General features: G+C 45.5%; 21 protein-coding genes. 15 read left to right on the forward strand and 6 right to left on the reverse strand.

All coding sequences use genetic code 11. The features are described 5' to 3' along the window. Positions 1 to 25: 25 nt before the first annotated feature. Positions 26 to 466, reverse strand: a complete 441-nt coding sequence (locus LMJ53_RS03750; RefSeq protein ID WP_226749374.1) for a YhcB family protein — start codon at positions 464 to 466, stop codon at positions 26 to 28. Between the two features lie 123 nt (positions 467 to 589). On the opposite strand from LMJ53_RS03750, the gene zapE reads away from it, so the two are divergent. The 8 genes from zapE (at position 590) to LMJ53_RS03790 (ending at position 6,785) form a co-directional block, all read left to right on the forward strand. Next, on the forward strand, positions 590 to 1,681 hold the full coding sequence (zapE, locus tag LMJ53_RS03755; protein ID WP_229584861.1) for a cell division protein ZapE: 1,092 nt from the start codon (positions 590 to 592) through the stop codon (positions 1,679 to 1,681). A gap of 203 nt (positions 1,682 to 1,884) precedes the next feature. Continuing rightward, on the forward strand, positions 1,885 to 2,313 hold the full coding sequence (gene rplM / locus LMJ53_RS03760; RefSeq protein ID WP_226749376.1) for a 50S ribosomal protein L13: 429 nt from the start codon (positions 1,885 to 1,887) through the stop codon (positions 2,311 to 2,313). A 12-nt stretch (positions 2,314 to 2,325) separates the two neighbouring features. Then, a complete protein-coding gene (gene rpsI, locus LMJ53_RS03765; protein ID WP_019675270.1) occupies positions 2,326 to 2,718 on the forward strand; it encodes a 30S ribosomal protein S9 in 393 nt (130 codons plus the stop codon). Positions 2,719 to 3,046: 328 nt separating this feature from the next. Beyond that, a complete protein-coding gene (petA, locus tag LMJ53_RS03770) occupies positions 3,047 to 3,637 on the forward strand; it encodes a ubiquinol-cytochrome c reductase iron-sulfur subunit (protein ID WP_229584862.1) in 591 nt (196 codons plus the stop codon). After that, positions 3,637 to 4,911, forward strand: a complete 1,275-nt coding sequence (locus LMJ53_RS03775) for a cytochrome b (protein WP_306177202.1) — start codon at positions 3,637 to 3,639, stop codon at positions 4,909 to 4,911. The genes petA and LMJ53_RS03775 overlap by 1 nt, the downstream gene beginning before the upstream one ends. A gap of 2 nt (positions 4,912 to 4,913) precedes the next feature. Beyond that, complete coding sequence (locus LMJ53_RS03780; RefSeq protein WP_306177531.1) at positions 4,914 to 5,648, forward strand: cytochrome c1; 735 nt, start codon at positions 4,914 to 4,916, stop codon at positions 5,646 to 5,648. Between the two features lie 76 nt (positions 5,649 to 5,724). Beyond that, positions 5,725 to 6,363, forward strand: coding sequence for a stringent starvation protein SspA (gene sspA, locus LMJ53_RS03785; RefSeq protein ID WP_226749379.1), 639 nt, complete (start codon positions 5,725 to 5,727; stop codon positions 6,361 to 6,363). An 8-nt stretch (positions 6,364 to 6,371) separates the two neighbouring features. After that, the gene (locus tag LMJ53_RS03790; RefSeq protein ID WP_420778842.1) at positions 6,372 to 6,785 is read left to right on the forward strand and encodes a ClpXP protease specificity-enhancing factor; all 414 of its coding nucleotides are present in this window, start codon (positions 6,372 to 6,374) and stop codon (positions 6,783 to 6,785) included. Positions 6,786 to 6,834: 49 nt separating this feature from the next. Here LMJ53_RS03790 and ilvY read toward each other — a convergent pair whose 3' ends face one another. Then, the gene (gene ilvY, locus LMJ53_RS03795) at positions 6,835 to 7,716 is read right to left on the reverse strand and encodes an HTH-type transcriptional activator IlvY (RefSeq protein WP_229584865.1); all 882 of its coding nucleotides are present in this window, start codon (positions 7,714 to 7,716) and stop codon (positions 6,835 to 6,837) included. Between the two features lie 166 nt (positions 7,717 to 7,882). Between ilvY and ilvC the strand changes: the two genes are divergently transcribed. The 5 genes from ilvC (at position 7,883) to LMJ53_RS03820 (ending at position 13,909) form a co-directional block, all read left to right on the forward strand. After that, positions 7,883 to 9,364 carry a ketol-acid reductoisomerase gene (ilvC, locus tag LMJ53_RS03800; protein WP_229584866.1) on the forward strand — a complete coding sequence of 494 codons (1,482 nt, stop codon included), beginning with the start codon at positions 7,883 to 7,885 and terminating at the stop codon, positions 9,362 to 9,364. 179 nt (positions 9,365 to 9,543) lie between these two features. Further along, positions 9,544 to 9,975 carry a methylglyoxal synthase gene (locus LMJ53_RS03805; protein WP_229584867.1) on the forward strand — a complete coding sequence of 144 codons (432 nt, stop codon included), beginning with the start codon at positions 9,544 to 9,546 and terminating at the stop codon, positions 9,973 to 9,975. A gap of 198 nt (positions 9,976 to 10,173) precedes the next feature. After that, the gene (locus tag LMJ53_RS03810; protein ID WP_229584868.1) at positions 10,174 to 11,196 is read left to right on the forward strand and encodes a Fe(3+) ABC transporter substrate-binding protein; all 1,023 of its coding nucleotides are present in this window, start codon (positions 10,174 to 10,176) and stop codon (positions 11,194 to 11,196) included. 29 nt (positions 11,197 to 11,225) lie between these two features. Next, positions 11,226 to 12,869 carry an ABC transporter permease gene (locus tag LMJ53_RS03815; RefSeq protein WP_229584869.1) on the forward strand — a complete coding sequence of 548 codons (1,644 nt, stop codon included), beginning with the start codon at positions 11,226 to 11,228 and terminating at the stop codon, positions 12,867 to 12,869. After that, complete coding sequence (locus tag LMJ53_RS03820) at positions 12,869 to 13,909, forward strand: ABC transporter ATP-binding protein (protein WP_229584870.1); 1,041 nt, start codon at positions 12,869 to 12,871, stop codon at positions 13,907 to 13,909. The genes LMJ53_RS03815 and LMJ53_RS03820 overlap by 1 nt, the downstream gene beginning before the upstream one ends. A gap of 12 nt (positions 13,910 to 13,921) precedes the next feature. Here LMJ53_RS03820 and LMJ53_RS03825 read toward each other — a convergent pair whose 3' ends face one another. From LMJ53_RS03825 to LMJ53_RS03835, 3 genes are all read right to left on the reverse strand, one after another. Then, positions 13,922 to 14,704 carry a substrate-binding periplasmic protein gene (locus LMJ53_RS03825; RefSeq protein ID WP_229584871.1) on the reverse strand — a complete coding sequence of 261 codons (783 nt, stop codon included), beginning with the start codon at positions 14,702 to 14,704 and terminating at the stop codon, positions 13,922 to 13,924. 109 nt (positions 14,705 to 14,813) lie between these two features. After that, entirely contained in the window at positions 14,814 to 15,977 is a 1,164-nt protein-coding gene (locus tag LMJ53_RS03830; RefSeq protein WP_229584872.1) for an E22 family MetX-like putative esterase, read from the reverse strand. Positions 15,978 to 15,988: 11 nt separating this feature from the next. Then, on the reverse strand, positions 15,989 to 17,290 hold the full coding sequence (locus tag LMJ53_RS03835; protein WP_229584873.1) for a GntP family permease: 1,302 nt from the start codon (positions 17,288 to 17,290) through the stop codon (positions 15,989 to 15,991). A 170-nt stretch (positions 17,291 to 17,460) separates the two neighbouring features. Between LMJ53_RS03835 and LMJ53_RS03840 the strand changes: the two genes are divergently transcribed. Continuing rightward, a complete protein-coding gene (locus tag LMJ53_RS03840; protein ID WP_229584874.1) occupies positions 17,461 to 19,704 on the forward strand; it encodes a TonB-dependent receptor in 2,244 nt (747 codons plus the stop codon). A 67-nt stretch (positions 19,705 to 19,771) separates the two neighbouring features. Next, positions 19,772 to 20,422: a response regulator gene (locus tag LMJ53_RS03845; RefSeq protein ID WP_229584875.1), complete on the forward strand. Its 651-nt coding sequence runs from the start codon at positions 19,772 to 19,774 to the stop codon at positions 20,420 to 20,422. Between the two features lie 15 nt (positions 20,423 to 20,437). Here the strand turns inward: LMJ53_RS03845 and LMJ53_RS03850 are convergent, their stop codons facing one another. Further along, positions 20,438 to 22,531, reverse strand: a complete 2,094-nt coding sequence (locus LMJ53_RS03850; protein WP_229584876.1) for a peptidase domain-containing ABC transporter — start codon at positions 22,529 to 22,531, stop codon at positions 20,438 to 20,440. Between the last annotated feature and the right edge of the window lie 149 nt (positions 22,532 to 22,680).

The following is a 22,680-nucleotide window of genomic DNA, read 5'->3' on the forward strand; positions in this document are numbered from 1 at the left end:
GTCGCGCACTAACGGTAAAAGTTTTCTATTCGCCTTTACTTGGCCGCTCTTTAATCAAGCCGCTGGCTTGACCAGAGTAATCACGCGGTTGCTCACCAATTTCTGAGTGTTCTCTGCGACGCTCATTCAGTTGATGTAACGATTGTTTAATATGTAATGTGGTATCCGCAGCAAAATAATTCACTTCATCGCTTGGGCTGGTCGGCTGCTCAACCAGTTGCATTTTCGATTGCTGCACATGACGCGCAATGCGTGAATAATTATCCTGCAGCTGGCTCATTAACTGATTGGTTGTCTCCAGATGTTCTGAGACATCTTTGCGATACTGCGTCAGTTGTTTGCGGCTTTCGTCTAATTCTTGTTGCAGCTTGTGTTGGCCAAATTGTTTCAGGCTAATGATCCGGCTGATGGCCGCACCAATTAATAAACCGACAACCAGCCCAATTAAAACCGATGTATAGTCCATGCTTACTCCTAACGATGAAATACTTTACTTAGTGTACCCTAACTTCTTATACAAGGTGGTAAGGCATGTTACTATTATGCCTCATATTTAAGGTTTCGTTTCGCTACTTTCAAGTTAAAGACCATGACGCCACTAGAAAAATATCAACAAGATCTGTTACGCCCTGATTTTCATCTTGATGCTGCTCAAGAAAATGCGGTTAAGCAACTACAGCGATTGTTCGATGATTTTATCAGTCGCTCGCCGGCAAAACAGAGTTTTTGGCAAAAAGTGACCGGAAAAACGCAGAGCGATAGCCCTTTACTCGGTTTGTATTTCTGGGGAGGCGTGGGCCGAGGTAAGACCTATTTGGTCGATACGTTCTTTGAATGTTTACCGACACAACGCAAAATGCGTGTGCATTTTCATCGCTTTATGCACCGAGTGCATGATGAATTAAAGTCATTAAAAGGGGTCAGCGATCCGCTTGAAAAGGTTGCAGATCGTTTTAAAGCGGAAACCGATATTATTTGCTTTGATGAATTCTTTGTTTCAGATATTACCGATGCGATGATTCTAGGCACCTTAATGCAAGCCTTGTTTGCGCGCGGCATTACTTTAGTGGCCACGTCAAATATTGAGCCAGACGGTTTATATCGCAATGGTTTGCAGCGAGCACGCTTTTTACCTGCAATTGAACTTATCAAGCGCTACACCAAAATTGTCAATGTCGACAGTGGCATTGATTATCGTTTACGCACTTTAGAAATGGCCGAGATTTATCATTATCCGCTAGATGAGCAAGCTGACATTAATTTACAGCAGTATTTTCATGCGTTATCGGTTGAGCCTCGTCAGCAGGCGGTAAAAATTGAAGTCGCCAACCGCTTATTAACCACGCGGGCCGAAGCCGATGGTATCGTGTGGTTTAGCTTTAAGGAGTTATGCGAAACGACGCGCAGTCAATACGATTACATCGAGTTAAGCCGGCTGTATCACACGGTATTGTTGTCGGGTGTAACGGCGATGGGGCAACAAAATGACGATGTCGCTCGGCGCTTTTTAGCATTGGTTGATGAGTTTTATGAGCGGCACGTAAAGCTGATTATCTCTGCAACAGTGCCTTTAGAGCAGCTTTATCAAGGCGGTTTACTCAGCTTTGAATTTAAGCGCTGCTTAAGTCGTTTGCAGGAAATGCAGTCACATGATTATCTGGCCAGTGAGCATTTACCTTAAATGTGTTGAACCGTTAATTTTTTTGCAAATGAATGCTGATTTTTAAGATTGTTTAATATATAATCCGCGCCCGGCCGACGTTACAGCCTCATACTGCCGTTAGCCCGGCGGTTCTTGCATTCGAAGGGGTGCGATAACGACATTGCTGCATCAGCCCTGCACAGTGTCAGGTGTAACTTAAGTTATTTTTGGAATAGGTTTAGATGAAAACTTTTACTGCAAAACCAGAAAGCGTAACCCGCGACTGGTACGTTGTTGATGCAAACGGCAAAACTTTAGGTCGTATCGCAACTGAAATCGCATCGCGTTTACGTGGTAAGCATAAGCCAGAATATACGCCACACGTTGATACCGGTGATTACATCATCGTTGTTAATGCTGAGAAAGTCGTGGTAACTGGTAATAAAGCTAAGGCAAAAACATATTACTCGCACACAGGTTTCCCAGGTGGTATCAAGGAAATCAGTTTCGAGAAATTGATTGCTAAGAAACCAGAAATGGTTTTGGAAACTGCTATCAAAGGCATGTTGCCAAAAGGCCCATTAGGTCGCGCTATGTTCCGTAAGTTAAAAGTTTACGCTGGCGCAGAGCATCAACATTCGGCTCAGCAACCGCAAATTTTAGATATTTAATCGGAGCATAACATGGCACAGAATCAATACTACGGAACTGGTCGTCGTAAAAGCTCAACGGCCCGCGTCTTCTTAAAAGCTGGTTCAGGTAACATCGTTATCAACCAGCGCGCTCTGACCGAGTACTTCGGCCGTGAAACTGCCTGTATGGTAGTTAAACAGCCGTTAGAACTGGTTGATATGGTCGAGAAATTCGACTTATACATCACTGTTAAAGGTGGTGGTATCAGCGGTCAAGCCGGTGCTATCCGTCACGGTATTACCCGTGCACTGATGGAGTTCGACGAGTCACTGCGTCCAGCACTGCGTAAAGCAGGCTTTGTAACGCGTGATGCTCGTAAAGTTGAACGTAAGAAGGTCGGTCTGCGTAAAGCACGTAAGCGTCCACAGTACTCAAAGCGTTAATTCGCTGGTATGTCGAAAAGCCCGGTTTTTACCGGGTTTTTTTATGTCTGCAATCTTAGTTATTGGCAGCCAGACTGGCTAAGATTTAAACTAACGCGAAAAATAAAGTTAATTACCCCTGTTTTACTGCTTTTGCTGCACAACTGTATGCTAAGGATTACTGTTAAAGCATGACTAAGACTAAGATATTAGCCATTCAGTTCGCCTTAATCCTTGTGTAAAGCAAGGCTTTTCATTATGATCGAATATATTTGTGTACTTATAATAATTGCTGAATTTCAGCCGCTTAAATTTTAATCGTTTAAGTGTTTAATGTGGAGATGAGTGGATGAGCAATGCGCCTGTAGATCATGGTCGCCGCCGCTTCCTTACCATTGCGACCTCTGTAGTAGGGGGCGTCGGTGCCATAGGAGTTGCTGTGCCCTTTATTGCGTCCTGGAATCCGAGTGAGAGGGCGAAACAAGCTGGTGCTGCAGTAAGTGCAGACATTAGCAAACTCGAACCTGGTCAGCTGATTCGTGTTGAATGGCGTGGCAAACCTGTTTGGATCGTCAAACGTACCGAGCAAATGTTAGCTCAGCTAGCTGAAACTGAAGACCGTTTACGCGATCCGGGTTCAGAGGTGGAACAACAACCTGCTTACGCTCAGAATCGTCATCGTTCAATCAAGCCTGAGATCCTTGTTGCTGTCGGTATTTGTACGCACTTAGGCTGTTCTCCTACCTACTTGCCAGATGACTTTGCCGCACAAACTGAAGGCATTCGCTCAGGTTTCTTCTGCCCATGTCATGGTTCTAAATTTGATATGGCCGGTCGTGTTTTCCAAGGCGTACCTGCACCCGCTAACTTGGTAATTCCTCCGTACATGTACGTTGACGACAACACCATATTAATTGGTGAAGACGAGGGGACTGTCTAATGTTTAAAAATATGATGAGCTGGATTGAATATCGCTTACCCTTTATGGATAAGATGAATTTGCACGTAGTGCAATATCCAGCGCCAAAGAATTTTAACTTCTGGTACTTTTTTGGTTCGCTTGCCATTTTAGTCCTCGTTAACCAGATCCTGACGGGTGTTTGGTTGACGATGAACTACGTTCCTTCTGCCGAAGGTGCCTTCGCCTCTGTTGAATACATCATGCGTGATGTGGAATACGGCTGGTTGTTACGTTATATGCACTCTACTGGCGCCTCAGCGTTCTTTGTGGTGGTTTATCTGCACATGCTTCGTGGCATGATGTACGGTTCTTATCAGAAGCCACGGGAATTACTGTGGATTTTCGGTATGCTGATTTTCTTAGTGCTGATGGCAGAAGCCTTCATGGGTTATATGCTGCCATGGGGTCAAATGTCATACTGGGGTGCGCAAGTTATTATCTCTATTTTCGGGGTTATCCCGTTTGTCGGTGATGATTTAACCTTGTGGATCCGTGGTGACTACGTTATCTCAGGTGCTACCTTAAACCGTTTCTTCGCCTTACATGTTATCGCCTTACCTTTAGTTTTAGTCATCTTAGTGTTTTTACACATCATGGCTTTACACGAAGTGGGTTCGAACAACCCAGATGGTATCGACATTAAACGCGACAACGATGGTAGCGTTGAGCAAACTGCAGCGGATAAGAAATTTACCTTCCACCAGTATTTCACTCGTGGTGGTAAGAAGATTATCGTTGATGCTATCCCGTTCCACCCATACTACACGGTAAAAGATTTAGTGGGCGTGGCCGGTTTCTTACTGATTTTTGCTTTTGTTATTTTCTTTGCGCCAGAAGGCGGTGGTTACTTCTTAGAGAAGCCGAATTTTGAAGTGGCAAACCCGATGAAGACACCTGACCATATTGCACCGGTTTGGTACTTCACACCGTTCTATGCCATTTTACGGGCTATTCCAGACCCATTGCTGGGGGCAGTAGCGATGTTTGCTGCGATTATCGCGTTAGCATTATTACCGTGGATTGACCGTGGCACCGTACGTTCAGTGCGTTACCGTTGTGAGTTACATCGCTGGAATCTAGTGGTGTTCTGTATCAGCTTTGTTGCTTTAGGTGTGTTGGGTGTATTACCCGCAACACCAACTTACACCTTATTTTCACAATTTTTCTCATTCACCTATTTTGCCTTCTTTGGCTTGCTGTGGTTATACAGTAAAAATGAGAAAACTAAGCCATTGCCAGTGAGGTTAACATAATGATGAGAACGTTACTTTCTGCGGTCGCCTTGTTAGCTTCATCGCTGGCAATCGCTGCCGGGCCAAGCATTCCGCTTGATAAAGCACCTGTTGATCTGCGTGATCAGGCTTCATTACAAAATGGCGCCAAGTTGTTCCAGAATTACTGCTTAGGCTGCCATCAAATGCAGTATCAGCGTTATTCTCGTACCTTTAAAGATTTAGGGATCCCTGAAGATTTAGGTATGGAACATTTAATGTTTACCGGTGAAAAGTTAGGTGATCATATTACCAACTCTATGCCGGCTGATTATGCGCAAACTTCTTTTGGTGTATTGCCACCTGACTTAACCAACGTGGCTCGAGTACGTGGTGCTGATTGGGTTTACACTTATCTTCGTACTTTCTACGTTGATGAAAGCCGCCCATTTGGTGTAAATAACAAAGTATTCCCATTAGTGGGTATGCCTCATGTGCTACAAGAGTTACAAGGTGTTCCTTACCGTGCTTATGAGACACGTTTAGTCGATGGTCAACCAACAGAAGTGTATGTTGGTATTCGTACTGATGGCTCAGGTGAATTAAGTACCGAAGAATACGATCGTGCAGTAGGTGATTTAGTCAACTACTTGGTCTATTCTGGCGAACCTAGCAAGCTTGAATCACATGCCTTAGGCATTAAAGTTATGATATTCCTACTGATTTTCTTTGTTCTGGCGTATTTCCTGAAAAAAGAATATTGGAAAGATGTCGAATAATTTATCAGTTATACATTAAGCTGTACTCAGGGGCCTTAGTGCCCCTTTGCTGTTTCTAAATTAACCGGAGGAATACATGGCGATCATTGCCAATAAACGCCCTGTGATGACACTGTTTTCAGCAGTTGACGATATGTTCAGCCATCAGGTCCGTATCGTGCTAGCAGAAAAAGGAGTTACTGTTGATATCCTTCAGGTAACACCAGACAACGTGCCAGAAGACCTGTATGAAGTGAATCCATACGGTAGTCTGCCCACTTTATTAGATCGTGAACTTGCGCTTTATCAAGCTGACATCATTATGGAATACTTGGATGAGCGTTTTCCTCACCCGCCATTGATGCCCGTTTATCCGGTCGCTCGGGGTCAGGCTCGCCTGATGATGTATCGCATTAAAAATGATTGGTATAGCTTAGCTGACAAGGTATTAAACGATCACGAAGATGCCGCTATTGCCAGACAAGAACTTAAAGAAGGCTTATTGTCGATTGCGCCTTTATTTAGCGAAGCGCCGTTTTTTATGAGTGAAGAATTTGGTTTAGTCGATTGTTACATGGCGGCCTTATTATGGCGTTTACCTTTACTAGGTATTGAATTAAACGGCACAGGTAGTAAGCAATTAAAAACCTACATGACACGTATATTTGAACGCGACGCTTTCCAAGCTTCATTAACTGAGGCAGAGCGTGAGATCCGCAAGGGACTTAAGCTGTAATGCAAAAAATGACACCAAATCGCCCTTATTTGTTACGGGCGTTTTACGACTGGATAATTGATAACAAATGCACACCTTATTTGGTGGTAGATGCCAACTATCCAGATGTGCGTGTGCCACAACAATTTGTGCAAAATGGTCAAATTGTCTTGAATGTACTGCCGTCAGCGGTGGGTAATTTGCAACTGGGTAATGACTTTGTCACCTTTAATGCACGCTTTGGTGGGCAACCCTTTGCTTTGTCGGTACCGGTAAAAGCGGTACTGGCGATTTATGCCCGTGAAAACGGTGCAGGTACGGTATTTACCTTAGAAGAAGACGATGAAGATGAGCAGGATTTCCTGCCAGAATCATTAGATGATGAACCACCCCCAGAGCCACCAAAGCCTGGTCGGGGGAGTCATCTTAAAGTTATTAAGTAATAAGCGGTTAACCGGTATTTCAGGTGGCTAAACCACCTGAAATCTCCACTCACTTTTTCAGTGCTAGCTGCCAAAATGCAGCAATTAACGGCTCTAGCCGTCGCTTCTGCAGCATACAAACCCCTAAATCCAATGCTTTGTAAGCATAATTTGTTTCTAAAATTCTTACGCGATCCCGAACTGGGCTATGCTGAAATACGGGCTCAGGCACAATAGTAATACCACTGCCTAGTGCCACCATCGATACCATCGCTTCATGCCCATCGACCTTGGCAATAATATTCGGGCTGATGCCTTTATCCAGTAACCATTGGTTAAAACGGCTGCGGGCAGGGCCATGCTCAGGCAAAATCATCGGCACACTGTTCCAAGCAATAGGTTGTTGATTAAGCAAATCATTGACTTTACAAGGGATCACCGGTGCAATTAAGTAAACAGGGATACTCGCAATACTCTGAAAAAATAAATTAGCAGGAAAGGACTCAGGATAAGCGGCTATTGCCACATCAGCTTCATCTGCACGGATCCGCTCTATGGCCGAGGCGGCATCGCCGGTGGTTAATTGGATTTCAGCTTTAGGGCATTGCAAGCGAAACTTATCGAGTAAAGCAGGCAGGTGACTGTAACTGGCTGTCACTGTACAAAAAATCCGGATAGTGCCGCTTAATTCTGCACTCGCCAGTTGCAAGTCTAGTTGTAATTGATGCCATTCATCCAACCACACGCGCACAAAGCGTTGCACTCGCTCACCGGCAGCCGTTAAGTGAACTGAGCGTTTGTCTCGTTCAAATAAACAGGTATCAAGTTCATCCTCTAAACGTTGGATCACGCGAGTTAATGTTGAAGGACTAACAAACATTTGCTCGCTGGTTTTAGCAAAGTTTAGGCTAGATGCTAAATGTAAAAAAAGCTGAGCACTGCGCAGGTCCATAATGCCTCTATTGCAATTAATGAAATACAGAATTGAAAATATATCACTTCACGCAATATAAGTCTGTAGTTAAACTGTGTTCATTAAAGCAGTACAGGGCAATAAGGCCGCAGCATACTGCTACTGCTCAGCGTGGCTGAGACAGACTAAGAATTCCGAGAACATTATGAGTAACTACTTTAATACTTTAAATTTACGTCAGCAATTAAGTCAATTAGGCCGTTGTCGTTTTATGGACAAAGCCGAGTTTGCTAACGGATGCGCTTTAATCAAAGACTGGAACATTGTTATTGTAGGTTGCGGTGCGCAAGGCCTGAACCAAGGCTTAAACATGCGCGATTCTGGCTTAAACATTAGTTATGCTTTGCGTGCTGAAGCGATTGCTGAAAAGCGCGCCTCGTTTCAAAAAGCCAGCAGCAATGGCTTTAAAGTAGGTACTTATCAAGAATTAATTCCAGCAGCGGATTTAGTTTTAAACTTAACACCAGACAAGCAGCACAGCAGCGTGGTTGATGCGGTAATGCCACTGATGAAGCAAGGTGCAACCTTAGCTTATTCACATGGCTTTAATATTGTTGAAGAAGGTAAGCAAATTCGTCCGGATATCACCGTAGTGATGGTTGCGCCTAAGTGCCCTGGTACCGAAGTTCGTGAAGAATACAAACGTGGCTTTGGTGTACCTACTTTAATTGCCGTGCATCCAGAGAATGATCCTAAAGGCCAAGGTTTAGAAATTGCTAAGGCTTACGCTTCTGCTACCGGTGGAGATCGTGCTGGTGTGTTGGAATCGTCATTTGTTGCTGAAGTTAAATCAGACTTAATGGGTGAACAAACCATCCTATGCGGCATGTTACAAACAGGTGCCATCTTAGCGTTCGACAAGATGGTGGCAGATGGCATGGATAGCGGCTACGCAGCAAAATTAATTCAATTTGGCTGGGAAACCGTAACGGAAGCGCTGAAACACGGCGGCATCACCAACATGATGGACCGTTTGAGCAATCCGGCGAAGTTAAAAGCCTTTGATTTAGCAGAAGAGTTAAAACTGACATTACGGCCATTATTTGAAAAACATATGGACGATATCATCAGCGGTGAGTTTTCACGCACCATGATGGCCGATTGGCATAATGATGACAAAAACTTACTGACTTGGCGTGAACAAACCTTAGACAGCGGTTTTGAACAAGCACCGGTGTCGGATGAAAAAATCGCTGAACAAGAATTTTTTGACCGCGGCATCTTACTGGTTGCCATGGTAAAAGCCGGCGTAGAATTGGCCTTCGAAACGATGGTTGATGCGGGGATTATCGCTGAATCGGCTTACTACGAGTCTTTACATGAGACGCCGCTGATCGCTAATACCATTGCGCGTAAGCGTTTATACGAAATGAATGTGGTCATTTCAGATACCGCTGAATATGGTAATTACTTGTTTGCGCACGCTGCTATTCCACTGTTACGCGACAAAGTAAACGCCATGAGCAGTGAACTGATTGGTAAAGGTTTAAGCAGCAGCCAAAATGGCGTGGATAACTTAAAACTTATCGCTGTAAATGAAGCCATTCGCCAGCACCCGGTAGAAGTTGTTGGTAAGAAATTACGCGGTTATATGACGGCAATGAAACGAATTGTTGAGGCGAATTAATTCGTCTCCCTGAATGAAGTGGTTAGTGGTGATTAACCTGCAGCAGTGTTGCAGTTAATACCAGACCAATAATGATGTTATACGTGGACCTTGGTTGTTTTGCCCCGCTTGTCGGGGCTTTTTTTTGCCTGTTTGTCCTAAACTAAGTATGCTTAAACGCTAAGCACTGGAGAATAATCATGAAAACAATCGCATTGGTAGCACATGACGGTAAAAAAGCTGCGTTACTCGAATGGATCGAAAAACATCAGTCTTTTTTTGCCGACAAACAACTTATTGCAACCGGTACCACCGGAAAGCTGATCAGTGAAAAGTTACAACAACCGGTACGTTGTATGGCCAGTGGTCCGCTGGGTGGCGATCAACAAATCGGTGCTTTAATTGCGGAACAACAAATTGATTGGCTGATATTTTTTTGGGATCCATTGTCATCACAGCCGCATGATCCTGATGTTAAAGCGTTAATTCGTTTAGCGGTAGTATGGAATATTCCGGTGGCTTGTAATGTCGCCACAGCAGACTTTATTGTACATTCCAGTCTTTACCAGCAAGATTATCAGCGTTCAGTGCCTGATTTTCAGCAACACAACAATCGGCTACAAAAGAGTTAGTTTCTGTAAGCGAGCAAACTCAGTGGTGCATTCTTCGTTATAGCCCTGTCATGACAGGGCTATTTTATTGGGGCGCTTTAGCCTTGTAGCTAAGTATTTTCGCGGTGAAATTAGCATTAAACCAACGCGCACTTATTGCGAATTGTTATTATTTGTGTTTAGATATGCGCCTTAGCATCATCATCTCGTGGAGCTGTAATGAAATTCAATTCTGTCACCCTGTTAGTTGCTGCCGGTCTTACTTCTTGTTTATTCCATACTGCTGCGGCCTATGCCGATGAAGTCAATGTGTACTCTGCGCGGCAAGAAGAACTGATCAAACCTTTACTCGATACCTTTACCGTACAAACGGGTATTAAGGTTAATTTAATTACGGGTAATGCCGATGAATTGATCACGCGTATGCGCAGTGAAGGCCGCAATAGCCCAGCTGATTTACTCCTGACGACCGATGTGGGCCGTTTAACCCGAGCGAAAGAGCAGGGAGTATTGCAAGGTGTTACCTCAGACAAATTAGCGAGCGTTATTCCTAGCACTTTGCGTGATCCTGCCGGTGTTTGGTATGGCTTAACCGTACGAGCTCGGCCCATTATGTATGTTGAGGGAAAGGTAGATCCGGCACAATTATCGACTATGGAAGATCTCGCCGATCCGAAGTGGAAAGGTAAAATTTGCGTGCGTTCTTCAAATAATATCTATAACCAATCTCATGTTGCTTCTATTATTGCGCATGATGGCGCTGCGGTAGCCGAGCAATGGGCTAAAGGGTTAGTGGCCAATTTTGCACGTCCACCACAGGGTGGCGATCGTGATCAAATTAAAGCCGCAGCAGCGGGTGTATGCGATATCGCTTTAGCCAACACTTACTACTTAGCCGGTATGCTAACCGATCCCGCTGAACAAGCGGCGGCAGCAAAAATGCGTATTTTCTGGCCTAATCAGCAAGATAATGGCGTACATATTAATATTTCAGGCGCCGGTGTAGCCGCTTTTGCTCCTAATAAAGCGAATGCGCTGAAATTGCTAGAATATATGGTAGAGCCAGACGCGCAGCACTGGTATGCTGACGTCAATAATGAATACCCTGTTCGTAGTGACGTAAACATCAGCAAAGTGTTAGAGCAATTTGGTCGCTTCAAAGCCGATGAGTTACCGTTAGAGCAGTTAGGCGAGTTTAATGCTGAAGCGATCCGGGTGATGGACCGCGCTGGCTGGCGTTAAACTACCCGTCGTAGTAGGAGCCGACATCGTTGTTCAGAATACCGCTGTTTAATCGTTGGCGCTGGGCAGTATTACTGCCCGCCTTGTTGTTGGCGCTGCCGGTAATGATGGTATTCGCCAGTTTATTCTCTTGGCAAACAGCGGTTTGGCAGCATTTGCGCCAAACCGTCCTGCCTGATTATGTTCTCAATTCGCTGTTGTTAGCTGGCGGCACCGGTTTAGGTGCCTTAACGATTGGCACCGGCGCCGCATGGCTGATTAGCCAATATCAATTTATTGGCCGACGTTATCTCGACTGGTTATTGTTATTACCCTTAGCGGTTCCCGCTTATATCATCGCTTACACTTATACCGGCATGCTCGACTTTGCTGGCCCTGTGCAGCAGCAATTACGTCACACTTTCGATTGGTCTTACGGTGATTATTGGTTTCCTGAGATCCGCTCGTTGGGTGGGGCGGTATTGATGCTGTCATTAGTGTTATATCCTTATGTTTATATGTTGGCACGCAATGCTTTTTCTGAGCAGTCGGCGTCGTTATCTGAGGCGAGCCGCACCTTAGGTTTAACGCCGCGCCAGCATTTTTGGCAAGTCGCGTTACCTTTGGCGCGCCCGGCGATTTTAACCGGGATGGCATTAGCGATGATGGAAGCCTTTGCCGACTATGGCACCGTGCAATATTTTGGTGTACCTACCTTTACCACGGGGATTTTTCGAACCTGGTTTGGGATGGGCAATGCGTTAGCCGCCGCGCAACTCGCTGCGCTGTTAACCAGTTTTGTGCTGTTTTTATTGTTGTTAGAGAAATGGTCACGGCGCAAAGTGCGTTATTATCATCAAGGTCAAAAACACAGTGCTGCGGCATTACGCCAAGTGAGCTTTGCTCGGCAATGCTTATTTCTGTTGTTGTGCACTCTGCCGGTATTATTGGGTTTTCTGTTACCGGCATGGCAGTTAGCCAGTTGGGCGCTTGGCAATTGGCAGCGCACCTTGGATAGTGCTTTTTGGCAATTAGTTTGGAATAGTTTTTCTTTGGCCGCGGCGGCGGCTTTGTTGTCGGTGCTGTTGGCGTTGCTGTTTGCTTATGCACGACGTTTACGCGACGATCCTTTAGTACGATTCCCGGTACAATTAGCCGCGTTGGGCTATGCGGTTCCTGGCACGGTCATTGCCATTGGCGTGATGATACCCTTGGCATGGTTTGATCAACGGATCGATTTACTTGCTGAGGAATGGTTTGGTGTCCGCACCGGTTTACTGTTTTCCGGTACTATTTTTGCGCTGCTATTAGCTTACAGTGTGCGTTTTTTGGCAGTGTCATTACATGGTATTGAAGCCGGTTTAGCGCGAATAAAGCCTAATATGGATAATGCCGCGCGTTCTTTAGGTTTAGGGCCTTGGCAGGTACTACGGCGCGTGCACGTACCGTTGTTACGCAGTAGCGTGTTAACGGCGTTGTTGCTGGTGTTTGTTGATGTACTCAAGGAATTGCCCGCAACCCTGTTATTACGGCCTTTTAATTTTAATACCTTAGCGGTGAGAGCGCATGAATTAGCTTCTGATGAGCGCTTAGCCGAAGCGGCCTTACCTGCGCTGGCTATTGTATTGGTGGGGCTGTTACCTGTGATTATTTTAGCGCGTTCTACTGAGCAACGTATGCGAGGAAACAAATAATGTTGGCATTAGAGCAACTGGCTGTCGCTTATGGCCCTCATAAAGTGGTCAATGACATTTCATTGACTTTAGCCCAAGGCCAAATTGGCTGTTTAGTGGGCCCTTCTGGTTGTGGTAAAACCACTATTTTACGCGCAATTGCCGGTTTTGAAGCGCCGGCCTCGGGTGTGATCCGCTTGCAAGGTCAACAGGTGAGTAATAGTACATCTCAGTTGGCGCCTGAATTACGCAAAGTAGGCATGGTGTTTCAAGATTTTGCGTTATTTCCTCATTTAACCGTTGCCGATAACATTGCCTTTGGCTTAAAGGATTTTAATAAAGCGCAAAAAGCAGAGAAAGTCAGCCGTTTATTACAACTCGTGGGTTTGCCCGATCTTGGCAAACGGTATATTCATCAACTATCCGGCGGTCAACAACAGCGGGTGGCATTGGCCCGAGCCCTTGCTCCTGAGCCCAAGGTGTTATTACTGGATGAGCCGTTCTCTAGTTTAGATACCGAGTTTCGAGAAGTGTTAGCGCGGGATATTCGTAAAATTTTAAAGCAATTGCATATCACTGCGGTATTAGTAACGCACGATCAGTTTGAAGCCTTTGCAATGGCAGATATGATTGGCGTTATGCAACAAGGCCAGTTACAGCAGTGGTCGACCCCTTATGAGTTGTATCATCGACCTGTTAATCGGTTTGTGGCTGACTTTGTTGGGCGGGGCGTGATGTTGCCAGGCAAGATGTTAGATGCGCAACAAGTTGAAACCTGTTTAGGTGTTTTTCGGCAACGTTATTTAACGGACGTACAGACCGATGATTTAGTCGATGTCCTGATCCGGCCGGATGACATTGTGCATGATGACGACAGCCCAATCCAAGCTACCGTGTTGGAAAAAGCTTTTCGCGGTTCACATATCCTGTATACCTTGGCGTTAGCGGGCAGTGAGCAAGTCTATTGTTTAGCGCTTAGCCATCATAATCATGCTATTGGCGAGCATATTGGCATTCGGCTTGATCTTGATCATTTGGTGTTGTTTCCACGGCTAACTTAAAGCCGGGCTGAGTTACTTGCTTGGCTCAGGTAAAAGCTGATGCAGTAATTCAGCAAACTCGCCACTGTCTTTTAAGGCCTGTAAGCCCAGATCAAATTGCTGTTTTAAATATTCGCTATCGGGGTGATGTTTTGGAAAGGCCAAGTGCATGGGTTTGACTTCTAATGCTGGCGCCAGCCAATCAATAGCCGATTGCCGTAATTCAACCGGTAATCTCGAGATAAAATATAAGCCACTTTGTAAATCTGCGGGGACGTAGTCCACGCGTTGCATCGCCAGCATTTTAAACAGTTGCTCTTCTGAAGCCACACTGACTTTACTCAAGTTACTTTGGTGCAGTAAAGGATGTTGCAGATAACCGGTAACGAACCCCAAGGTGCCATTGCCTGCTAGCACGGTGTCAAGATTTTGTTTTACTCTAAAATCCGCTTTGCGTTTAAATAAAACAATGTGATTGGCATAAATTGGCTGGGAATACAGCCATGTCTCGGCACGCGCTTCGGTATACCAAATGGCAATCACTCCAGCATACAAACCCTGTTCGGTATCATGCATCGCGCGGGCAAAAGGCATGAATGCCACGTCAATATTGAGTTGTTGTCTGGCAAAAGCGCGCCGAACAATCTCAATAACCACACCTTGCTTGACAAGATCAGTACCATAATGTGGCGGATATTCGCTGCTAGCGAAGATGATCGGGTTATGAGCTAAAGTGTTAGCAAAAAGGCTTGAACAGAACAGCAGGCTGTTCATTAAGAAAGCGTAGCGTGAGATTTTGCCGAAAAGGTGACTCACAAGTGGGCTCATCCCTGTAAACACAATGTTATTTTAATTGAGTTTAGCAGAGCGCGAGAAAAGAAAAAAGGCGCGCTTTACTAGCCGCACCTCCAGGGAAAAGGTTGGCTTAACGTAAAAATTCAGCGATCTTGTCAGCAACAGTGCTAATATTCAGCACGCCATCTAAATGACCAAATTCACCGGGAATTTCAGCATAAGCAGCATTGTCTTGGTTCATTACCGCGACACTTTGTTTCGACATTTCAGCCAGCAATAGTTGATCACCTGTCGCCGGTAAAAACAGCGTTTTCGCCGTCACTTTGGCTAATGCCGCTTGCCAGTTATCGCCCATACCGGCGCGAAATAACTGCGATGCTCGAATTAGGTAAAGAATATGATTGGCATCTTGCACACTGGCACGCGTGGCGGCTTGTTCCATCAACTGTTGCCAAGCTGAAAAAGGCGCCAAAATATCATTGTGCGGCGCGTGATCTGCAGCAGGAGCAGGAAAACGCGCATTAAAACTGCTTGGATAAAGCGCGTCTTGGGTAATGTAAGCCACGGCAGTGGCTAAACCGGCACGGGGCTGACCTTGTTCATAATAATCACCCTTATTCCAAGCGGGATCGTGTTTAATAGGGTAAGCCCAGCGCTCTAAGCGCACCGCAGCCCAAGCATCAATGTAAGCTGTGCCAATCACCGGTAATAAGCGTTCAACCCGCTCAGGGTAGCGCACCGCCCATTCAATCGCTTGAAAAGAGCCCATTGATGCACCAATTACCGCATGCAGTTTTTTAATACCGAGGCTATCTAATAAATGGCGCTGTACTTCGACAAAATCACCGACGGTGACAACGGGAAAGCTTAGTCCCCAAGGCTTGCCGGTGGCAGGGTTGATGGTTGCAGGCCCCGTGGTAATGACATTAGGATCATACACATTAGCATTGACGAGGGTGTCGACGCTTATTACATAAAACTTATTCGTATCAATGGCTTTGCCAGGGCCGATAATGGCATCCCAATAACCCGGTGCGGTGTCATCAACATGATATTTACCGGCAGCATGCGACGTGCCAGAAAAAAAATGTGTAATAAGTATCACATTAGACTTATCAGCATTAAGCTTGCCATAGGCTTCCCAACCTACTTTTACCGGATGAATAATTTGGCCATTATCGGTTTTAAAGTTATCAATGCTAAACGCTTGTTTAGTAACGAGTAATGGCTCAGCTGAACTGCAGCTACTTAACAGTAATAAGCTGGCTAGTAGCAAAGAATAAATAGAACGCATAACTGTTTTCCTTAAAACCATTGAAACAAGGTAATGGCTAATATCACACCGAGTACCGGCATCAATACGCTAACCACGGCGACCGGCCAGTAAGCATTTTGATGTGACTCGCCACAGATAGCACGGATAGTCGTAACGACATAGCCATTATGCGGCAGTGAGTCGAGTGCGCCGGATGAGATCGCCACGACACGGTGTAGTTGTTCGGCATCGACACCGCGATCTAAATAAGTCGGCGCAATTTCAGGTAACGCAATAACTTGACCGCCCGAGGCCGAGCCAGTTAACCCCGCAATGGCACTGACCGCGACCGCAGCACCAATTAACTCTGGGCCAGGTAAATGCGTCATATATTCAACCACTTGATTAAAAGCGGGCGTTAACTTAGCCACACCGCCAAAACCGACAACGGCAGCGGTATTACCGATAGCGAGTAACGCACCTAGCACCCCTTCATTGGTGGCTGCGCCAGGGTTGTGAATAAAACGGAACGTTAATAAATACAAACTGACGACACCACCGGTTAGGGCAATAATTAAGGCTGCTTGCTGTAAACTGTCGTGTAATAAAAACGAGGTCACTAACACCACTAATAAAGGAATTAACCCCGTCAGCCAATGGGGTAACGGTTTATCGGTAACCGTCGGATCGCTGGCGCGACTGACAAATTGCTCACCCTTCGCTTGTGCTTTTTTTATCATCCACATCAGCGCTAAATAGCCGCCAACCGCCATGAAAACCGCTACCATGATGCTGACTTGCCACCCCGCGTAAGGGGTGGTGCCAAGATAAGGGATTGGGATCCAGTTTTGAATTTCTGGCGAGCCTGCTGATGTCATGGTAAAGGTCACAGAGCCTAGGGCTAGCGTGGCTGGAATAAAGCGCCGTGGTAAATTGGCCCCTTTAAACAAGCTCACCGCCATGGGGTAAGCAGAAAAAGCCACGACAAATAAACTGACACCACCATAGGTTAATACGGCACACGCTAACACAATGGCTAACACCGCGCGGGTATGGCCTAGTCGTTTGACAATCGCCAAGGCGACCGCATCGGCCGCACCGCTGTGTTCCATCAACTTACCAAATAAGGAGCCGAGTAAAAACATCAGGAACCAGGCCGCGACAAAGCTAGAAAAGCCCGCCATATAACCATGCACAAAATCGAGCTTATCGTTTAGCTGCCAAAAGGGGATACCGTTTGTTAACGCCACCAACAGCGCACAGAGTGGGGCGGTGATGAAGAGGTTGAAGCCGCGCATCGTTAACACGATGAGTAAACCTAAACCCAGTAATAATCCGAACAGACTTAACATGGAGTAATCCTTGTTTTTATTTTTTCTTAGTCTGATACAGTCTGCTCTGCCTCACCATAGTACTAAGGTACAGGTTAATATTTCTGCGATCAGGGCTACTCTATGGATAACAACTTACAAATCTATAATTTCAAATAGACAGCAACATCTGCAATCAACAGGAGAGCCCCATGGCCAAGAATAATAAGATTGAGCAAGCTTCAACGATCTACCCGCGCTTCTTTCAACCCAGCCTCTTGGCATTAGCCGTAAGCAGCTGTTTAATGGCGCCTGCTTTCGCTCAAGAAAGCAACAGCAATGATGATGAAGTAAAATTAGAACGGATTGAAGTGACTGCTCGACGCACAGTAGAAAACTTACAAACGGTACCCGTGGCGGTAACGTCAATTGGTGAAGAAGAATTAGCTCAGCGTGGTATCGATAATATTACGTCGGTACAGCAATACTCACCGAACACCACTTTGCAAGTATCACGCGGTACTAACAGTACTTTAACGGCTTATATTCGTGGTATTGGTCAGCAAGATCCGTTATGGGGTTTTGAACCTGGCGTAGGTATTTATATTGATGACGTTTACATGGCGCGCCCGCAAGGTGCAGCGTTAGATGTTTATGATGTCGAGCGGATCGAAGTACTACGTGGTCCGCAGGGCACCTTGTACGGTCGTAACACTATCGGTGGTGCGGTTAAGTATGTCACCAGAGAGTTAACTGGTGATACGGCATTTGCTGTGCGCGGCACCATCGGTACTGATAATCAGCAAGATTTTAAATTATCGGGCCAAGTAGGTTTAACGGATAACTTATTTGTCAGTGGTGCTATTGCTAGCTTTAACCGCGATGGTTTTGGTACTTATTTAAATACCGGTGCTGACAACTATGACAAAGATGTGCAATCTGGCCGTGTGAGTGTGCAGTGGAATGCGGCAGACAATTTTAGCGTGCGCTTCAGTGCTGATAAAACTGTCGATAAATCAAATTCAAAAGGTGGCTATCGTTTAACGCAAAGTTTATTGGTTCCTAATCAGCCATTAACTGACAGCGTATATGACTCTTATTCTAGTATGCCAGCCGACAACAAAGTGGATACGGAAGGTCAATCTTTAACCTTAACGTGGGATCTTAACGATAACTGGACGGTGAAATCGGTGACCGCCAGACGTAAAGGTGTTACCGATACCAATATCGATTTTGACTCTACCCCTTTACAGTCATTAGATGTACCGGCTTTTTATGAAGATGAGCAAACCTCTCAAGAGCTGCAGTTATTATTTAGTGGCGATAAGTTTAAAATGGCGTCGGGCTTATACTATTACACCGGTGAAGCTTGTGGGGCCTTCGGTACTGTTATTGTGGCCGGTGCCGGTGTAACTGTTGAAAACGGCGGTTGCGTAGACACCGACAGTATTGCTGCCTACGCTCAAGGTACTTACGAGTTAACTGACAAGTTATCGTTAACTGCGGGTGGTCGTTATACCAAAGATGACAAAGATGCCACCTTAGACCGCAGATTGTACTTAGGCTACAAAGGGCCACGTGATCCTGCTGCGCCAAATACCCTATTACAAGTGCAAACAGATTTTAGCGGGAGTGAAAGTTTTAGCCATTTCTCACCACGTGTAGGTGCAGAGTACCAGTACAGCAATGATTTAATGTATTACGTGAGCTACACCGACGGCTTTAAGTCAGGTGGTTTTGATATGCGTGCGGTTGAAATTGTAAACCCTAACGCGACCGACCCATACCAAGAAGAAACGGTTGATACTTACGAGTTGGGTATTAAGAGCGAATGGTTAAATCAGCGTTTACGTTTGAATGCGGCGGTTTTCCATTCTTCTTATGAAGATATGCAAGTTACCGTGCAACGTGCGGTAGGTAATAACGTTGCATCTCAAGTATTAAATGCGGCTAGCGCAGATATTAACGGTGCTGAAGTTGAAGCCTTGTTCGCGGCGACACGTGATTTGGAAATAACCGCGATTGTCGGTTACATCGATGCGTCGTTTAACAAAGTAGAGTTCTTTGACCCAGTATCTCAAGCGGTGGTTGATGTATCTAATGTTTGGGGATTTGCTAATACGCCAGAATTAACGGCAACCTTAGCGAGCCGTTACACCGTAGAAACCGATTTTGGTAGCTTAGTGTTTAATGCTAACTTAGCTTATCGCGGCGCGACGCAAATTTTTGAAGTACCCTCTGTACTCGATTACGGCGGCTATACCTTGATTAATGCAGGTGTAAACTGGTACTCAAAAGACGGTTACTGGGATGTGTCGCTACAGGGCAAAAACTTAGGTGATAAGCAGGCGCGTATTGCTGGTTACAATTTTGCGTTGTTAGCGGGTGAGCAAACCATTACCGGTTATTACATTGACCCACGGACGGTAAGTTTGTCTGTCGGTTACCGTTTCTAATCTAGAAAAACCTTGCCGGGGCGAAAGCCCCGGTTCATTATGGGCAAAATTGTCCTGAAGTATTGTTATGATTGCTATTATTGCTGATGACCACCCCTTGTTCCGCGTTGCACTGTCGCAAGCTTGCGCGGCGATTTTAGGTAAAGATGCCTTGTTGTTGCAGGCACAAACCATGCAGCAAGTTTGGCCCTTACTCCGTCAACATCCTGATACTCACTTTATTTTCCTCGACTTAAAAATGCCGGGCTCGGACGGTTTTACGGGCCTTACCGCACTGCGTACAGAATATCCTGATGTGCCGGTGATCATGGTGTCGGCAGAAGAAGATCCGGTTATTATTAAGCAAGCGCTGGCGCTAGGTGCTGCCGCGTATATTCCAAAATCAGCACCGCTAGAATTATTGTCAGAGGCCATCGATGCCGTCGCCAGTGGCGATACTTGGCTGCCACCCGCATTGGCAGATGATGTTAAAAACGCCCGGGCTTTAATTGATCATGACTTTGCGCAGCGGCTAGAACAACTCACGCCACAGCAGTTTCGGGTGTTAAAAATGATTGCCGATGGTTTGTTAAATAAGCAAATTGCCTATGAAATGAATGTGCAGGAAACCACGATCAAGCAGCATGTTTCAGCGATTTTGCGCAAGCTTAACGTGAATAACCGCACTTTAGCCGGTATTTTATTTGAAAAGTTGAAACTGCCTGAACAGTATGATTAATACATTCGTGTATTGTTATTGAGGCTCAGCCGCCAACTGAAACTGTGCTTTGTATTGCTGGGTGATCTCTTGCAACTGACCGTTTTGTAATAAATAGATCTGTGCGGCATTCAATATGGTTTCTGGCCGATGCGCGATAATAATACGCGTCATATTAAGTTGCTTAATAGCCTGATTAACATAGTGTTCTAATTGTACGTCTAAATGGCTGGTCGCCTCATCCATAAACAAAATTTTCGGTTTACGATACAGTGCTCTGGCCAGCAAAACACGTTGTTTTTGGCCACCCGACAGGGAACTGCCCATATCCCCCACCAAACTGTTATAGCCCATCGGCATGGCACTGATATCGTGATGGATCCCAGCCAATTGGGCCGCCTCATGCACCTGCTGCATATTTAACTCGGGATCAAAAAAGCTGATATTTTCTGCCAAACTACCGGATAACAGTTGATCGTCTTGCATCACAGCAGCGATTTGACTGCGGTAATGGCGCAGGCCTAACTGTGTTATTTCAATGCCATCGATCAGAACTTTACCGTTCTCGGCCGTTAATAACCCCAGCATCAATTTCATTAACGTGGTTTTGCCCGTGCCAGAAGGGCCAATAATGGCAATATTATCGCCGGCTTTAACGGTTAAATTTAACTGATTAAATAACCAAGGCTCATTGCTGGCATAGCGAAACTGCAGATCGGTAAGCGTCAAATTGCCGCTGATGGTTCGGTAAGGGTTAGTCAGGCCCTCTCGTTCTTGTTCGGTTAAGGCAATATCGGCTAAACGGTCGAGATGTAAACGCGTCATTTTTATTTCAATCAATTTATCAATCAGCGCTGCGGTGCGGTTAGTAAACTGACTTTTATAGGCGATAAAAGCAAATAGCATCCCAACGGTCATGTCGCCGCTCATCACGGTTAAGGCGGCAAGATAGACTACTAGCACATTTTCAACGCCAAATAACAGGTGATTGGTGCTTTGCCAGCCAAGTTGCCATTTCCCTAAACGGTAATTTTGATTAATCGCATCGGCATAGCGGTTTTGCCAGACATTCAGTCGCTGCGCTTGTTGCCCAAATAATTTGATGCTTTGCATGCCGCGTACCGATTCCATAAAGTTGGTTTGCTCTTTGGCGCTGGCCATAATGCTGGTTTCAGTCAGTTGATGCAGTGGGCGATACAGAAAAAAACGGATAGCGGCATAAAACATAACGGCAATCACCACGACTAACGCCAGTTTCGGGCTGTATAAATACATCATAATTAGCACAGCTAAGGCCATAATGCCGTCGATAACACCTTCTACTAAGCTGTTGGTAAATAACTCTCGCACCGCATGTAATGAACCAAAACGCGAAACCACATCGCCCATATGGCGTTTATCAAAATAGCTCAGCGGTAAGTGAAGTAGATGTCGCATTAAATTGGTGGCCATTTGTACGCTTAATACCGAGCCTAAGTGCAGCACCACCCAGCCACGCAGCGTTTGCGTAACGACTTGAATTAACACTAACAAGCCAAAGCCGAGGGCGAGTACAATGAGCAATGGCTTATCATGGCTAATCAATACTTCATCCACCACGAGTTGGGTGTAGTAAGGGGATGCCAGCAAGAACAGCTGTAACAATAATGACAAGATAAAAAGTTTAGATAATGAAGGCCATAAACCAGCTGCTTTTTGCCAAAAGGCGGTGAGTTTGAGTTTTACCCGTTCATCAACCTGGCTAAATTCTGAGGTGGGCGTAAGCTCCAGCGCAACACCGGTGAAGGCTTTATCAACCTCTTTTAATGACAATCGCCGTTCCCCCATGGCCGGATCGAGAATACTAATACCGTTTCGATGCACTTTGCGCAGCACCACAAAGTGGTTCATTTCCCAATGCAAAATGCAGGGCGTTTTTAACTTAGCGAGGTCTTCTAGTTCCAATTTAAGTGCGCGACCTGCCAGCCCCAACTGATTAGCCAGCACCATCAGTTGCTGTAAATTCGCGCCTTTAAATGACACACTATAGCGGTTACGCAGCGTGGTGAGATCCAGCTGATGGCCATGGTGATTAGCAATCATCGCCATACAGGCGAGCCCGCATTCAGCGGCTTCGGATTGGTAGATCATTTTAAAAAGTTATTAGATAATTTAAATGGGAATAGCACAGTTGTGCATCTCGCTAAATAAAAAATGACTAAAATTGATCAGCGAACTAGTGTTGGATTTGTTGAATTTTTATAAATTTATATCGATATGGTCCATAATTCCCTCATTTA

The organism is Rheinheimera sp. UJ51, assembly GCF_020819615.1.
Taxonomy (GTDB): Bacteria; Pseudomonadota; Gammaproteobacteria; order Enterobacterales; family Alteromonadaceae; genus Alishewanella; species Alishewanella maricola.

Excerpts from the sequence above, each read along its gene's own strand:
- LMJ53_RS03750 (WP_226749374.1), bottom strand. The coding sequence starts at position 466 with ATGGACTATACATCGGTTTTAATTGGGCTGGTTGTCGGTTTATTAATT.
- zapE (WP_229584861.1), top strand. The coding sequence starts at position 590 with ATGACGCCACTAGAAAAATATCAACAAGATCTGTTACGCCCTGATTTT.
- rplM (WP_226749376.1), top strand. The coding sequence starts at position 1,885 with ATGAAAACTTTTACTGCAAAACCAGAAAGCGTAACCCGCGACTGGTAC.
- rpsI (WP_019675270.1), top strand. The coding sequence starts at position 2,326 with ATGGCACAGAATCAATACTACGGAACTGGTCGTCGTAAAAGCTCAACG.
- petA (WP_229584862.1), top strand. The coding sequence starts at position 3,047 with ATGAGCAATGCGCCTGTAGATCATGGTCGCCGCCGCTTCCTTACCATT.
- LMJ53_RS03775 (WP_306177202.1), top strand. The coding sequence starts at position 3,637 with ATGTTTAAAAATATGATGAGCTGGATTGAATATCGCTTACCCTTTATG.
- LMJ53_RS03780 (WP_306177531.1), top strand. The coding sequence starts at position 4,914 with ATGAGAACGTTACTTTCTGCGGTCGCCTTGTTAGCTTCATCGCTGGCA.
- sspA (WP_226749379.1), top strand. The coding sequence starts at position 5,725 with ATGGCGATCATTGCCAATAAACGCCCTGTGATGACACTGTTTTCAGCA.
- LMJ53_RS03790 (WP_420778842.1), top strand. The coding sequence starts at position 6,372 with ATGACACCAAATCGCCCTTATTTGTTACGGGCGTTTTACGACTGGATA.
- ilvY (WP_229584865.1), bottom strand. The coding sequence starts at position 7,716 with ATGGACCTGCGCAGTGCTCAGCTTTTTTTACATTTAGCATCTAGCCTA.
- ilvC (WP_229584866.1), top strand. The coding sequence starts at position 7,883 with ATGAGTAACTACTTTAATACTTTAAATTTACGTCAGCAATTAAGTCAA.
- LMJ53_RS03805 (WP_229584867.1), top strand. The coding sequence starts at position 9,544 with ATGAAAACAATCGCATTGGTAGCACATGACGGTAAAAAAGCTGCGTTA.
- LMJ53_RS03810 (WP_229584868.1), top strand. The coding sequence starts at position 10,174 with ATGAAATTCAATTCTGTCACCCTGTTAGTTGCTGCCGGTCTTACTTCT.
- LMJ53_RS03820 (WP_229584870.1), top strand. The coding sequence starts at position 12,869 with ATGTTGGCATTAGAGCAACTGGCTGTCGCTTATGGCCCTCATAAAGTG.
- LMJ53_RS03830 (WP_229584872.1), bottom strand. The coding sequence starts at position 15,977 with ATGCGTTCTATTTATTCTTTGCTACTAGCCAGCTTATTACTGTTAAGT.
- LMJ53_RS03835 (WP_229584873.1), bottom strand. The coding sequence starts at position 17,290 with ATGTTAAGTCTGTTCGGATTATTACTGGGTTTAGGTTTACTCATCGTG.
- LMJ53_RS03840 (WP_229584874.1), top strand. The coding sequence starts at position 17,461 with ATGGCCAAGAATAATAAGATTGAGCAAGCTTCAACGATCTACCCGCGC.
- LMJ53_RS03845 (WP_229584875.1), top strand. The coding sequence starts at position 19,772 with ATGATTGCTATTATTGCTGATGACCACCCCTTGTTCCGCGTTGCACTG.
- LMJ53_RS03850 (WP_229584876.1), bottom strand. The coding sequence starts at position 22,531 with ATGATCTACCAATCCGAAGCCGCTGAATGCGGGCTCGCCTGTATGGCG.